Origin of the sequence: Constrictibacter sp. MBR-5 (assembly GCF_040549485.1) — a bacterium.
In the GTDB taxonomy this organism is placed as follows: domain Bacteria; phylum Pseudomonadota; class Alphaproteobacteria; order JAJUGE01; family JAJUGE01; genus Constrictibacter.
The window spans coordinates 23047-36530 of record NZ_JBEPTK010000018.1; the positions used below are offsets into that span (position 1 = coordinate 23047).

Annotated in this window: 13 protein-coding genes and 3 pseudogenes; 7 read left to right on the forward strand and 9 right to left on the reverse strand. The window is 63.3% G+C overall.

Annotated features, from left to right (window positions below; all coding sequences use genetic code 11):
- Positions 1-11: 11 nt before the first annotated feature.
- The 4 genes and pseudogenes from ABIE65_RS23995 to ABIE65_RS24010 form a co-directional block, all read left to right on the forward strand.
- Positions 12-1166, forward strand: coding sequence for a thiolase C-terminal domain-containing protein (locus tag ABIE65_RS23995; protein WP_354081319.1), 1155 nt, complete (start codon positions 12-14; stop codon positions 1164-1166).
- A gap of 20 nt (positions 1167-1186) precedes the next feature.
- Positions 1187-1588 (forward strand): Zn-ribbon domain-containing OB-fold protein, encoded by a 402-nt coding sequence (locus ABIE65_RS24000; protein ID WP_354081320.1) that lies wholly within the window; start codon positions 1187-1189, stop codon positions 1586-1588.
- 176 nt (positions 1589-1764) lie between these two features.
- The gene (locus ABIE65_RS24005; RefSeq protein WP_354081321.1) at positions 1765-3414 is read left to right on the forward strand and encodes a flavin-containing monooxygenase; all 1650 of its coding nucleotides are present in this window, start codon (positions 1765-1767) and stop codon (positions 3412-3414) included.
- 110 nt (positions 3415-3524) lie between these two features.
- Positions 3525-3756, forward strand: a pseudogene (locus ABIE65_RS24010) (IS110 family transposase); the annotation flags it as partial.
- Positions 3757-3798: 42 nt separating this feature from the next.
- On the opposite strand, the pseudogene ABIE65_RS24015 reads toward ABIE65_RS24010, so the two are convergent.
- The 8 genes and pseudogenes from ABIE65_RS24015 to ABIE65_RS24050 all read right to left on the reverse strand — a co-directional run.
- A pseudogene (locus tag ABIE65_RS24015) lies at positions 3799-4179 on the reverse strand (integrase core domain-containing protein); the annotation flags it as partial.
- A gap of 37 nt (positions 4180-4216) precedes the next feature.
- Positions 4217-4402, reverse strand: a complete 186-nt coding sequence (locus tag ABIE65_RS24020) for a hypothetical protein (RefSeq protein ID WP_354081322.1) — start codon at positions 4400-4402, stop codon at positions 4217-4219.
- Between the two features lie 340 nt (positions 4403-4742).
- The gene (locus ABIE65_RS24025; protein WP_354081323.1) at positions 4743-5585 is read right to left on the reverse strand and encodes an NUDIX hydrolase; all 843 of its coding nucleotides are present in this window, start codon (positions 5583-5585) and stop codon (positions 4743-4745) included.
- A 105-nt stretch (positions 5586-5690) separates the two neighbouring features.
- The gene (locus ABIE65_RS24030) at positions 5691-6827 is read right to left on the reverse strand and encodes a nitronate monooxygenase (protein WP_354081324.1); all 1137 of its coding nucleotides are present in this window, start codon (positions 6825-6827) and stop codon (positions 5691-5693) included.
- 48 nt (positions 6828-6875) lie between these two features.
- Positions 6876-8516 (reverse strand): flavin-containing monooxygenase, encoded by a 1641-nt coding sequence (locus ABIE65_RS24035; protein ID WP_354081325.1) that lies wholly within the window; start codon positions 8514-8516, stop codon positions 6876-6878.
- Positions 8517-8577: 61 nt separating this feature from the next.
- Positions 8578-8811 (reverse strand): hypothetical protein, encoded by a 234-nt coding sequence (locus ABIE65_RS24040; RefSeq protein WP_354081326.1) that lies wholly within the window; start codon positions 8809-8811, stop codon positions 8578-8580.
- 62 nt (positions 8812-8873) lie between these two features.
- Positions 8874-9287: a hotdog family protein gene (locus ABIE65_RS24045; protein WP_354081327.1), complete on the reverse strand. Its 414-nt coding sequence runs from the start codon at positions 9285-9287 to the stop codon at positions 8874-8876.
- 14 nt (positions 9288-9301) lie between these two features.
- Positions 9302-9754 (reverse strand): FAS1-like dehydratase domain-containing protein, encoded by a 453-nt coding sequence (locus ABIE65_RS24050; RefSeq protein WP_354081328.1) that lies wholly within the window; start codon positions 9752-9754, stop codon positions 9302-9304.
- 387 nt (positions 9755-10141) lie between these two features.
- Between ABIE65_RS24050 and ABIE65_RS24055 the strand changes: the two genes are divergently transcribed.
- The 3 genes and pseudogenes from ABIE65_RS24055 to ABIE65_RS24065 all read left to right on the forward strand — a co-directional run.
- A complete protein-coding gene (locus tag ABIE65_RS24055; RefSeq protein ID WP_354081329.1) occupies positions 10142-10810 on the forward strand; it encodes a TetR/AcrR family transcriptional regulator in 669 nt (222 codons plus the stop codon).
- On the forward strand, positions 10807-11658 hold the full coding sequence (locus ABIE65_RS24060; protein ID WP_354081330.1) for a hotdog fold thioesterase: 852 nt from the start codon (positions 10807-10809) through the stop codon (positions 11656-11658). Before ABIE65_RS24055 ends, ABIE65_RS24060 begins: the two co-directional genes overlap by 4 nt.
- Positions 11659-12335: 677 nt before the next feature.
- Positions 12336-12777: pseudogene (locus ABIE65_RS24065) on the forward strand (IS110 family RNA-guided transposase); the annotation flags it as partial.
- Between the two features lie 218 nt (positions 12778-12995).
- On the opposite strand, the gene ABIE65_RS24070 reads toward ABIE65_RS24065, so the two are convergent.
- Positions 12996-13253, reverse strand: a complete 258-nt coding sequence (locus ABIE65_RS24070) for a hypothetical protein (protein ID WP_354081331.1) — start codon at positions 13251-13253, stop codon at positions 12996-12998.
- Positions 13254-13484 lie beyond the last annotated feature (231 nt).

Genomic DNA, 13484 nt, shown 5'->3' on the forward strand with positions numbered 1-13484 from the left:
TGGAGGAAACCTTGCCGAACAACTTGTCTGAGAAATGCGCGATCAGCGGCATCGGCGAAACCGCCTATGTGCGCGGCTCGGGCAAAAGCGAGACCGCGCTCCAGATGGAAGCATCGCTGAGGGCGATCGCCGATGCGGGCCTCAGCCCGAAAGACATCGACGGCGTCATCCCCTACGCCACGGGCTCTGCAGTAGCGGAGGACTTCATCACCAACTTCGGCATCGCCGACCTGCGCCTATCGGCGACGACGCCGCTCGGCGGGGCCAGCTGCTTGGCTGCGGTGCAGCTCGCCGTGGGCGCCATCGTCGCGGGCATCGCCCACCACGTGCTGATCCCGATCGGCCGTAACGGCTATTCCGGCGCCCGCATCGGCAGCCGCGTGCAGCAGCTGCCGCAGTTCCGCACCGTTGGCGAGTTCGAGATGCCGCTCGGCCAGATGGCGCCGGCCCAGCTCTACGCCCACATGGCGCGGCGCCATATGGAGATGTTCGGCACCAAGAGCGAGCACTTCGGCAAGATCGCGGTGACCGTCCGCGAACATGCGACGATGAACGATAACGCGCTGATGACCGAACCGCTGACCCTGGAGCAGCACCAAGCCGCCCGGATGATCTCCGACCCGCTGCGGCTGTTCGACTGCTGCCTGGAAAGCGACGGCGGTGCAGCCGTCGTCGTCAGCAGCAGCGAACGCGCCCGCGACCTGAAGTCGCAACCGATCTATATCATGGGCATTGCCGAAGGCCACCCGGACTCGCCGAGCGCCATCACCCAGCGCCCGGACATTACCACGCTCGGTACCGCGAAAGCCGCGCCGCGCGCCTTCGGCATGGCCGGCGTCGACCGCAAGGACATCGACGTTGCGGAAATCTATGACTGCTTCACGTACATCGTTCTCTGCCAGCTGGAAGACCTCGGCTTCTGCAAAAAGGGCGAAGGCGGCGACTTCGTCGCCAGCACCTCCCTCGGACTCGACGGCCCCATGCCGATCAACACCCATGGCGGCCTGCTCTCACAAGCGCACATTATCGGCATGAATCACATCGTCGAGCTGGTTAAGCAACTGCGCGGCCAGGGCGGCAAGACGCAGGTCCAGGACGCGAAGATCGGCCTCGTCACCGGTTATGGCGATATGGGTGACGGCGGCGTCGCCATCATGCGGGCCTAAGCCAGGAGGCACTGAGAAATATGGAAATCGAACGAGTTCGCCCATCGCCCAACGAGGACACCAAGCCTTATTGGGCCGGCCTGAAGGAAGGCCGCCTACTGCTCCAGAAGTGCGGCGACTGCGGCACGATCCGTCACTATCCGCGCCAAGTGTGCGACAAGTGCTTCTCCATGGAAGTGGAGTGGATCGAATCCAGCGGCAAGGGCGCGGTCCATAGCTGGACCGTCTCCCACCACGCCTTCCACCCGTCTTTCAGGGGTGACCTGCCGATGACGTTCGTCACTGTGGATATGAACGAAGGCGTGCGGGTTGCCGCCCGGCTGCGGGGCAACGACGTCAGGCCGGCCATCGGCATGCCGGTACGGGTCGCGTTCGAGCAACTGGACAGCGAGCTAACCGTGCCGGTGTTCTGGCCGGCATGACCGGCCGCCGCTGCGGCGGCGATCTACCGGCCCTCGCCGGAGGGGCCGGCCCAAGCGCAGTTGTCGGGGCTCCTGGGCCGCCCGACGGCCTGCCCAGAGGGACAACGAGAAGAGGTGACACTATGACGACCGCAACGGACCGACAATCCGGTCAAGGCGACTTCGACGCACTGATCGTGGGCGCCGGCTTCTCCGGCCTGTATCAGTTGCATTGCCTGCGAGACCGGCTAGGCATGAAAGCCCGGGTGCTGGAAGCCGCGGACGGCGTGGGCGGCACTTGGTATTGGAACCGCTATCCCGGCGCGCGGTGCGACTCCGAAAGCCACTCGTACTGCTTCTATTTCTCCAGCGAGCTGGTGGACGAATGGGAATGGTCGGAGCGCTACCCACAGCAGCCGGAGGTCATGCGCTATCTGAACTTCGTAGCGGACAGGCTGGACTTGAAGCGGGACATCCAGTTCAAGGCGCGGGTGACCGTCGCGCGCTATGACGAGGCCGCCAATCTCTGGCGGGTCGCCACCGAAGGGGGCGAGGAGTACTCCGCCAGATTTCTGATCGCCGCCGTCGGCTGCCTTTCCAGCGCGAACGTGCCGGACATCCCCGGCCTGGAGAGCTTTCAGGGCGCCTGGTACCATACCGGCAAGTGGCCGCACGACGGGGTCGACTTCACCGGGAAGCGTGTCGGCCAAATCGGCACCGGTTCGACCGGAATCCAGGCTGCTCCGGTCATCGCCGAGACCGCCCGGCACCTGACCATTTTTCAGCGCACGCCGAACTACAGCGTGCCGGCCCGGAACAAGCCGCTGACGGCGGAATTTAGGGAGTGGGTGCGCAAGAACAAGCGGGAAATCCGGGATACCATGCGCGACACACCCAACGGCCACCCCTTCCGCATCGTCAAGCGCAAGGCGTTCGATGTCTCGGACGAGGAACGCCGCCGGATCTACGAGGAAGCCTGGGAAGTGGGCGGCCTGCGCTTCCGCGGAAATTTCCAGGACCTGCTGGTCGACAAGGCGGCCAACGACACGGCCGCCGAGTTCATCAAGAACAAGATCCGCGAGATCGTGAAAGACCCGAAAACGGCGGAAGTGCTCGCCGATATCGACCATCCTTACGCCGCCAAGCGGCCGCCCATCGACACCGGCTACTTCGAAATCTTCAACCGCGACAATGTCGATCTGGTCAATATCAGGGCGAACCTGATCGAGCGGATCACGCCGAAGGGCATCAAGACGCGGGACCGCGAATACGAACTCGACATCATAGTATTCGCGACCGGCTTCGACGCCATGACCGGTTCTCTGCTGCGGATGGGCATCATGGGCCGCGACGGCCTGAGCCTGAATGACGCCTGGGCGGCCGGACCGCACACCTATCTGGGGCTGCAGGTGCCGGGTTTCCCGAACCTGTTCACGATAACTGGACCCGGAAGCCCGTCGGTGCTCTGCAACATGCCGGTCGCCATCGAGCAGCATGTGGAATGGATCACCGACTGCATCGCACGTATGCGGACGCACGACATCGCGACGATCGAGGCCACGCCGGCGGCGACCGAGGACTGGGTCGCACACGTCAACGCGGCGGCGAACGCCACGCTGCTGCCGCAGGTGCCGCATTCGTGGTATCTGGGCGCGAACGTGCCAGGCAAGCCGCAGGTATTCATGCCCTATACCGGCGGCATGACCCGCTACCGCGCGATCTGTGATCATATCGCCGCCCAGGGCTATGCCGGATTCGCTTTCCACGGCGGTGCGTCAGTCACTGTCAGACCGGAAGGCGAGGCTAGGTTCAAGGCGGCCGACAGCGTCAGCACGCCCGGCGTCTGAACCAGACCAGATGTCCGCCTGAGCACGGGGCGACCCGTCTCACGGTATGCTGGTAACGAGGGCTGCGCCGGATAGGCCTGTGCCGAGCCCCATGCATCGGGAGACGGGTCATGGCGGATCGTATCATCTACGTCCGGCTTGATGTTCACAAGGAGAGCATCGTTGTCGCGGTGGCCGAGGGCGGCCACCGGGGCGAGGTGCGGGAGCACGGCCGGATCGCGAACACGGCGACGGCGCTGGGGCGTTTGCTGCGCAACCTCGGCGTGACGGCATGACGCTGCGGTTTTGCTCGAGGCAGGACAGTGCGGTTACGGCACTCAGCGCCGACCGTCGGCCCAGGGATAGGAGTGCGTCGTGGTCGCCCCCTCGCTGATCCTGACGGACACTGTGCTCGTTTTGCGCCTTGTGGGTCCGGATTGCAAATTCGTCCGGGGTGAGGCCGCGAAGGCTCGTGTTCGGCCGGTGGGCGTTGTAGTCCTTCTTCCATACCTCGATCAGCCGACGAGCGCTCGGCAGGTTGCGGAACATGTGCGCATCGAGGCACTCGTCGCGGAAGCGACCGTTCAGGCTCTCGACGAGGCCGTTCTGCATCGGCTTGCCCGGCGCGATGTAGTGCCACTCGACCTGGCTATCTTCCTGCCATTGCAGGATCGCCCGCGATGTCAGCTCGGTGCCCCCGGATCAAGTCCGGGGTAGGCTGTTGTCGCTGACGACCATGAGGGACGGACCGCGAAGGGCGATGAGCCCATCGAACTCGCGGGCAAGCCCACAATACGACTGCGGCATCGAGCGTGCCGGTGAGTCATTCGGGGTGTCTTGTTCGTCGGTTCGGGCGAGCGCCGTCTTCTGCTGTCGCCCTTTTGCCCTTGGCGTCGAGGAAAGGTTCAGTCAGCAGCCACCGGCGCAGAACCGGATGGTCTCGTTCATCGACGCCGTGCAGGGTGAAGACATGCTTGGATGTGTCGTTGGCGATGCGCTTGATCTCCATAGCTCTCTTGTTTGTGCTGTGAAGACCAAACATGCTGGCACTCGATGCGGTGGGGCCGTCCACACCAACACGACTGTCAACGCCGTTGAATCTGCCGTCCTGGCGGACAAGAGGGACCAGGCGGTCGCCGGCCCTCTCAAAGCCCAGGCTGCCGGCCGCGTCACAGAACGCCAACGGCCGCCGGGCGATGCCCTCGAGCGCAGGTGGGTGGTGGTCAGCTCGCAGTCCTCGACTATCCGGAGCTCGTCGGTATGGCTCTCGACTGCGATGGCGCGCTTCCGAGTGACGTCCGGCAGGCGGTAGAGTCACCGCCGATCGAGACCGTGCCGTCGTGGCTGACTCAAGGAAGCGGGCGGGCGCTGCCGTCGACGTTGCGGATGCGTCCGCCCTTGCCGGAGTCGCCCAGGACAAGAAACTCGCTGGCGCCGTAGTCCGCTTCCTCCGGAATACGCAGCAGCCTGCCGTCGCCTGCGGTCTCGCTTAAAGGGCGGACCGAGACCACTTTCGCGTTCCGCGCCGCCGAGAGCGCGGCCGAGACGGTGCGGTTCCGCGCGACTTTCTCCACGTTCAGGCGGGTGGGGAACAAGACAGTGCGGCGGTCGGCCTCCGCGTCCTCGCACACCTGGCGCGGAGTAATCCAAACCGAGTCAACCGACTCACGGCCGTCATGGTACAAGATATGATCGTGTGGCGCTTCCGCCAGGAAGAAATGGGTGTCGAACCGTTTAGGCATGTGCGGCGGCGTCACCCAGTGGGCGAAATGCACCAGCCGGTCGAGCGCCAGCACCAGATCTTCTTTCTCGATCATCTCGGCGAACCCGATCTCGCGGGTCTCCATAGAGTGGCGATAGGTCATGCCCAGCGCGACGGCCCGGTCGCCCGTCACCAGCGGGCCACCGGGTTCAGTGCGAGCGAACAGAACACCGCATTCTTCGAACGCCTCGCGCGCGGCGGCGACCAGTACCGGAACCATCGCCGCGTCCACCGTGTCGGCCCCTTCGGCCCGCTTGTGCAGGCGCCGATCCGCGTCGTCCGGCTCGACGGAGCCGCCCGGAAATACGAGGGCGCCGGAGGCGAACTCGATCTGGCGGTGCCGGGCAACCATGAACAATTGCAGGCCTTCGTCGCTATCGCGGGCCAGCATCAGCGTCGCTGCAAGCCGGGGGGCAACGGGTTCGCTCATCGGTATCATTCCTGCCATATTTGATCGAAGGCCTCGCCGGCGGAGCCAAGGCGGCCGCCGCGCGTGACCGCTTGAGGCGGGTGGACTATCAGATCGCCCCGGGCACTAGTCGGCAAGGGCGTTGGAGAGACGCTCCACTGCTTCGGCATAGTCCTGCATGAACTCGTACACGACCGAGCGGCAGGACTTTTCTTCGTTCATCAGGCCCACCGTCTGCCCGACGAAATAGGAGGCGATCTCCTTCGCGCCCTCGTGGCCGCCTTCGGCAAGCTTGTCCACCCTGACCATCGCCGGGCGGGTGAGGATTCCCTGCAGTGGCATTTCCAGCGGTTCCGGCGCGCCCTTTGACGACCAAGCGTCGGACCACGCCGACTGCAATTGGCGGGTTGGCTTGCCGGTGCGGCTACGCGAGCGCACCGTGTTGGCTGATGTCGCCTTCAGCATTTTTTCTTTGACGGTCGGAGTTGTCTCGGCCTCCGTCGTCGTCAGCCAGACCGATCCGCACCAGACACCGGAAGCGCCCATTGCCATGCAGGCCGCCATCTGCCGGCCGGTGGAGATTCCGCCGGCCGCCAGCACGTGCATGTTCGCGTAGTCCTTAATCGCGTCCAGCACCTCCGGCACCAGGACGATCGTGGCGATTTCGCCGCAATGGCCGCCGGCCTCGCCGCCCGCCGCCACCAGCACGTCCACACCCGCTTCGGCATGCTTGACCGCATGGCGGCGGGAGCCGGTCAGCGCGCCGACCAGCATGCCACGGCGATGTGCTTCCTCGATGATCTCCGCCGGCGGCACGCCCAGGGCGTTGACGAACATCTTGATGGGGTGCCGGAAGGCGACCTCCAGCATCTTCTTCGCGCCATCGGGGCGCATAACCGACGAGTCGCGGTCATCGTAGCGGCCATCCCACAAGTCGGATGGGTCAATCTGGTGGCGGCGCATCAGGTCTTCGATGAACTTCTTATGTTCGGGGGGGATGCGCTCTCTGAGCTCTGCGTCGCTGATCTGTTCCTCGCGGCCCTCCATCCGCTGCGGGATCAGCAGGTCCACGCCGTACGGCTTGCCCTTGACCTTTTCGTCGATCCAATTCAGCTGGATTTCCAGGGTTTCTGGCGTCAGACCGACAGCACCCAACACGCCGAACCCGCCTGCGTTCGTCACTTCTGCGACCACGTCGCGGCAGTGCGTAAAGGCGAACAGCGGGAAATCGATGCCGAGCTTGCTGCAAAGTTCGTTTTTCATTTCCTATCCCTCAGATAATTCTTACCGTTCCGGCACGACCGGCCAGTATCAGTCCAGCACTAGTTCCTTGTACCCGCCCTGGGCAATGGCGTTGGCCTTTTCGCGGAAAACCGGCGCGCTGCCGCTGTAGCGGGCGATGATACGGGTCTGCTTGCCTTCGACGTTCTGGTTGATGCCGGTCATCCAGCTGTCCACCTCGTTCGAAAGCAGGCCCTTTCCGGTTTCGATAACGAAATCGGTCCAGTCGTCCACGGCCTCACGCGTGGGCTCGGCATAGGTGTAGCCATTCTCCAACATGTGGCGGATGGCACCCGTCACCCATTCGACGGCGTATTCTGACGAGCGCGGGATGTTGCCCAGCGCCGAATGAGGGCCGACCAGCATGAACATGTTGGGGAAGTTCTCGACCTGCATGCCCAGGAACGTCTCGAGCGCCCGGCGCCACTTTTCCTTCAGCTTTTCCCCGCCCTTGCCTCTGAGGTCAATGCGGTCGAAGGCACCCGTGATCGCGTCGAAGCCGGTGGCGTAGACGATCATATCGAACTCGAAGCTCCGGTCCGCCATCTCGAGCCCGGTCGGCGTGATGCGCTGGATCGGGTTGCCGAGAATACTGACCAGCTCAACGTTCGGCTGATTGAAGACCTCATAGTAGCCCGACTCCTGCGGCACACGTCTAGTCCCGAAGCCATGGTCCTTGGGGATCAGCAGGTCAGCGATCTGCGGATCCTTCACCCGCTCCCGGATCTTGCGCGCGACGAAATTCGAGACCTCGTCGTTCGCCGCCCGGTCGCTCATCATGTCCTTGAAGCCGCCGACCCACATGGAGAAGCCAGGCGTCTGGTACTGCTTCTCCCAGAACGCCTCTCGCTCCTCCGGCGTCAGATCGAAAGTGCGACGCTGGTCTGGCGTATGCAGGAAGCACGACGCCGTTTGCTGGCATAACCGGAACATTTCAGGGTACCACGCGCGCAACTCTCCCATCTCTTCCTTCGAGATGGGTCTGTTGTGCAGCGGTTTGCACCAGTTCGGGCGGCGCTGGAACACGGTTAGGTGCTTTGCGGTCTTGGCGATCTCCGTGATCGCCTGCACACCCGTCGCGCCCGTCCCGATCACAGCGACCCGCTTGCCCTCGAATGTGACATCATGCTTCGGCCAAAGCCCGGTATGGTAGGCCTCGCCCCGATAGCTATCCCGCCCCTCGATGTTCGGGAACGTCGGCGCGGAGAGCGGACCGATCGCGGTGATCAGAAAACGGCAGGTCTGCTGGGAACCGTCCTTGAGTGTCACGAGCCAGGAGCGTGTCTTTTCCTGATAGTGGCAGGCCGTCACCTGGCTCTTGAATTGGATGTCCCTGCGCAGGTCGAACTTGTCAGCCACATAGTTCAGATACTTTTCGGTCTCCGGCTGGGCCGCGAAGTGCTCGCTCCAGTCCCACTCGTCCAGCAGCTCCTGGCTGAACGAGTAAGCGTAGGAATAGCTTTCGCTGTCGAAGCGAGCGCCGGGGTAGCGGTTCCAGTACCAGGTGCCGCCGACGCCGGTGCCCATCTCGAACGCGCGCACATTCAACCCGAGCTCATCGCGCAGCCGGTAAAGCTGGTAAAGACCGGAAATGCCGGCCCCGATAATGATGGCGTCGTGATCCAGCTCCGTTGCCGTTTCCGGGCGGGTCAGGGTTTTCAAATCTTCCATCGGATGCCCCTTTCTGGTGGTCATGTCGTGAAGAGAACGCGGACGGGCGTCCCGCCATGCATCAAGCGGATGCGCGGCGCCGGCCGCCCATGGCATTGATCAGCATGAACACGGTCATCCCGGCGAGAAACCCGGTCGGAACCCGCTCAGCCTGATCCTGACCGATGCCAAAAGCGCCCATCATATTCGGAAAGGCCACATTGACAATGGTGGACGAAAGGACTATGGCAATGGCGCTAACCGTAGCTGTTGCGGTGGCCAGCCGCCGATAGACTTCGCCGTACCGCTGGAACAAATCCCTCCGAGGTTTCCACGTTCATCAGCGACCGAGTTCGACTCCAGTCCGGTAGACGACGGTCAGGCGCGGAAACGAACCACGGCGCGACCAGGTGCAGTAACCTCGCCGCCGTCAACCCTTACGAAGAGGGAGAATTCAGCCTGGCGCTTGTCCTGATCGACGGACTCGATCCTGCCACCGGAGACCAGCGTGTCGCCGATATAGCTGGCACGGCGATTCGAGTACTCGAACTCGACCAGTTCGCCGTCGTCGCCGAGCCAGTTCAGCACGGCTTGGATCAGCCAGTCGCCCTGCAGTGGCCCGTCCACCACCACTGCGGGATGCTTCTCCACCTCTTTGGTGTAGATTTCGTCGTAGTGGATGCGGTGGGCATTCCAAATGGCGGCATTGTAAAGGAACAGCGAGACGTTGGTCGGCACGTAGCGGCGCTCGGGCAAGGCGTCGCCGGCCTTGATCTCTGCAAACTTGGGCACGGAGTCTCTCTCCTTCAGCGCACGATGCGGGTCTGGGTCTCTTCGACGACCAGCTCGCCTGCCTCAGTCTTTACGTCGAGCTTGTAAACAAGGAAGATCAGAGGCCCCTGGGAGCCGGACTTCTCGTACATGTCGGCCAACGTGCGGGTGGCGACCAACTTGTCGCCGGGCTTTACGGCGCGGAAGTAGCGGATCTTGGTGCCGCCTGCCATGACGCGCTTCAGCGGCAGTTCCGGGACCAGCGAGGTGCTGGCGATTCCGTCCGGCCCGAGCTGGTAGATCGGCACAACTGGACGAAGGGCGCCGAAAAGGAACATTGGGGGAGCCTCGTCACCCTTAAGGTATTTATCCAGGATCTGTTCCGTAGAAACCGAGTATTTGATGATGTCACGGCGGCTGACTTCCACATGCACCGGCGGTTCGGACGCCCCGATCATCTTGCGTGCTTCTTCCAAGATCAGCCCCACTTACGGTTCCTCCTCTTACTTTCTCGTGTCCTGTTGCAGTGAGCTATGCTGCGGAACCACATCACCGTTTCCGAACGGGTCCAGAGAATTGACCCGGACGATCTGGGTAGCAGCAGGAAAATTCCGCGATCGGCACGCGGTTCGCCGCTGCTTGAATGCCGTTTCGCTGTCGCGCCTGATCGTGTCCGGAGACTTGGGCAAGCCCTGGCCGAACTTTGTCGACCGATGGCGCGAGAGCCAGCGGATCCCGTTCACCACGTCCTTGCTCCCGCATGGATAAGCGACTCCCGGGAAACAGGCTTTTGAGGCACCGTGTGCGGCATCGACAAATCGCCTTGACCAACACCGAATTCTACCTAACGATAGGTAGGCTTATTGGGAGACGCAATGCAAAAGTTTGCCCCCCTGGTCCACACGCGCAGGACGATAACGGGCACACGCGAACGGGTACTCGACGCGTCCGCGCGGATTTTCCGGTCCCGCGGCTATGCTGAGACAACGATGAATGACATCGCCGAAGCGACCGGCATCAAAGCTGCAAGCATCTATTATCACTTTAAATCAAAGGATGAGATTGTCGAGGAGGTGCTCAACCTAGGCACATTGCGGGTTTTCGATGCGGTTCGCCATGCGGTAGACAATCTGCCCCCCGAAACATCGTTTCGCGAGAAGCTGGCGCTGGCGCTTCGAACGCATCTGACGCTGCTGCATACGCAAGGCGACTACACCGCAGCAAACGTCCGCCTGTTCCCGGAGGCGCCGGCGCATGTGGTCGAGCGCCATATGAGCCTTCGGCGGTCGTATGGTCTATACTGGCAGGAAATGCTGAGGGAAGGACAAGCGGAAGGATTGGTCGCCGGATCCCTTGACGTCAAACTCGCCCAGATGCTTTTGCTCGGCGCCCTAAACTGGTCTGTACAATGGTACAAGCCAGCTCTCTATGAGCTGGAGACAATAGCGGCTTCAGGCATCTCGTTACTGCTAGACGGGCTTCTTAGTGCCGATGGCGTGGCGGCGAGCGACAAACCAGGAGATACGGAGAGCGTAGACGAATGACTACTGAAGCCGCCGGCGACTGGGTATCGGAATGCGCTTATTGCAACGCGCTCGGCATCGCCTTTGAGAGCGCTAACGATCACGAGACTGTCCTAGTGCTGCCTTTCCGGAAGGAGAATACCAACCAAACGGGCGTGCTGCACGGCGGCATTGCCGCGTCGCTGGGTGTCTCCACCAGCATGGCGATGGCGCTGCACGCCCTGCCTCCGGAAAGCGGACCGTTCCACACCGCCAATTATTCAATCAGCTACCTGACGGCAGCCAGGGGCGTCGACTTGGTCTCCCGTGCCCGCCTGTCGCGCAGGGGCCGGGACCTGGCCTTCATCGGCGTCGCTATCGAGGCGGCCGACGGCACGAAGATCGCCGTCGCGGAATCGGTCGTGCGTGGCCGCAAGGACCTGCCGAAGCCGGCTCTCGCCACCGCCGCGGACCCGCCAACGCCCACCGTGACGCCGCTCCACCAGACCCGCATCCGCGAGAACGCCTTCATGGGCGGCCGCGGCATGGAGATCGCCGTGCAGGAAAAGGGCATCGCGATCATGACCATGCCGGGGCTGCGGCAGAATGCGGAAGCCAGCGGCGGCATGCACGAGGGTGCGGTGCTGGGGCTGATGGACTCCTGCGGCGCCATGGCCTGCTGGGGGCTGACCGGGTTGGGCCAGTTCAGGGCCTCGACCCCGGCCATTCAGGCGAGTATTTTGGGTCCAGTACCGCTGACCGATGTTGTGGCGAACGCCAAAGTTGTGCAGCAGGACGGCGAAATCTATTGGGTCGACGTCAACACGGCGGATGCCAAGACGCGCGCGATCCATGCCCGCGCCACGGTACTTTACAGGATGGTCACGTGATCCGGCTCTCGCTCTACGCAGGCCGGCAACTGCCTGCCGAGCCGATTCCCGCGCGTCCCTCCAGTGAACCGGCAGCGACTCGAGCCACGCAACCGTCTGTAGGCGCAAGGCCTATCCCGGATGTCTCACAGAGGGATAGGTTGTGCTGAGACGGTGATCACCCGGCACATGCGGCCACACCCGCAGTTGTAAGGTCATCGTCCTGGCTTTCAGTATGAAGGATGCGGACGGAACGTTTCGGTATTCCATAGAGGCACAGATCTTCTTTAATAAACTGCAGCGGCGCCCATTTTTACCCGACAGCCGGCATAGCTCGGGAGGCTTGGGGATGTCCCCAAGCACAGGCTTATGTCGGACGACTATCCGCGAATCGAGATCATCACCAGGACGGCGCGTCGCCGGCGCTGGGCTTGGCGGAGAAGCTGCGGGTTTGGAGGAGACGCTTACCGGCGGCGATAGGATGGTTTGATCTACCCGCTCTACCTGCCCTTATGGCAGTCTAAGGGGTCACGACCGCTGTCCATCGCCCCACTTTTTCGGCCTTGGCCCCGCGTTCCGCCCGTCTCGGCCCTCATGCGGCGACGTATCGGCGTCGAGCCAGATCAGGCGGCGCATGTTATGGGATGGACGCCTCCCGCTTCCCGGCCACGATGGGTGGCCAACTGACGGAGGGAAGCATGTCGTTCCAACTTGTGGCTATCGATCTTGGCAAGTTGTCCTTCCACCTGCACGGGGTGGACTACGACGGGGTGGTGCTGTCGCGCAAGATCACGCGCAGCAAGCTGTTCACGGCTGTCTGTGAGCTGGCTCCGACCCGCGTTGCCATGGAAGCTTGCCCGGGCGCGCATCATTGGGGACGGCTTTTCGAGGCTGCGGGCATTCGCGTTGTTCTGATCCATCCGCGTTTCGTCCGGCCCTTCGTGCGCGGGGGCGAAGAACGACGCGGTGGATGCCGAAGCGATCTCCGATGCGGCAAGCCGCCCAACCATGCGCTTCGTGCCGGTAAAGACGCCGGAGCAGCAGGACCTGCAGGCGCTGCACCGGATCCGCGAACGCCTGGTCTGCCAGCGCACGGCGCTGATCAACCAAATGCGTGGCCTGCTGGGCGAGTACGGGATCGCCCCTGCTGCGAGACCTCTCGGTCGAAGAGGTCGAGCGGATGGCACCCGGTTGGGCGAAGAAATTCTGCAGGCGTCTGCCCGACAAGGCCTCGCCACTTCATGAGCTGAGCCCCGGGGAAGCTGCGCGCATCTTCCGTCTGTTTGCCAGCGGGTGAATAGCGGCGGCTCTGCCCAGTGCGGCAAGGTCGGGTCGGGTCAGCTTCCATGCCTCCGGCCTTACCGACGAGCGAGGGACAGGCGTCGGACGCTGTCCTGCAGTGTCACTCTCGCCGCCCCGACGACGGCAGGAGATTGCGAGCCGACCGCCAGGCGCAGCCGCTTCTCGGCATGGCGTAGGGCGCGCGCTACCGCGGGCGGGTAATCGCCGGCCAGCAATTCCTCGACCCAGTCCAGCCCTTCTTCGGCCGAATGGATGAGCCCGAAGCCTTCAGGAGTTTCCACCCCCACCGGCGGGTCAAAACACGTGACGGTCAAAGATGCTCCCTTTGTCACCGCAGGAAAGTCCGGACGAACCGGCATCATACTTCTCGGGCATGCCACGAGAAAGCTATGCACGGATGCGTCCCGCTCCGCTTGCTCGCACCACAGCGGCGCGGACGGCCACGGGGTCGACGGGCCGGAGCAGCGTGATAGCTTAGCCTAAGCGGGTCGCAGGTAGTGGTCGGCGAGGGATAAGGGCGACGCGAGACCACCGCTATACAGTGT

Bases quoted from the DNA above. Each gene is read 5' to 3' on its own strand.
- ABIE65_RS24060 (WP_354081330.1), top strand. From the start codon at position 10,807: ATGACTACTGAAGCCGCCGGCGACTGGGTATCGGAATGCGCTTATTGC.
- ABIE65_RS24030 (WP_354081324.1), bottom strand. From the start codon at position 6,827: ATGAAAAACGAACTTTGCAGCAAGCTCGGCATCGATTTCCCGCTGTTC.
- ABIE65_RS24035 (WP_354081325.1), bottom strand. From the start codon at position 8,516: ATGGAAGATTTGAAAACCCTGACCCGCCCGGAAACGGCAACGGAGCTG.
- ABIE65_RS24000 (WP_354081320.1), top strand. From the start codon at position 1,187: ATGGAAATCGAACGAGTTCGCCCATCGCCCAACGAGGACACCAAGCCT.
- ABIE65_RS24055 (WP_354081329.1), top strand. From the start codon at position 10,142: ATGCAAAAGTTTGCCCCCCTGGTCCACACGCGCAGGACGATAACGGGC.
- ABIE65_RS24020 (WP_354081322.1), bottom strand. From the start codon at position 4,402: ATGGAGATCAAGCGCATCGCCAACGACACATCCAAGCATGTCTTCACC.
- ABIE65_RS24025 (WP_354081323.1), bottom strand. From the start codon at position 5,585: ATGAGCGAACCCGTTGCCCCCCGGCTTGCAGCGACGCTGATGCTGGCC.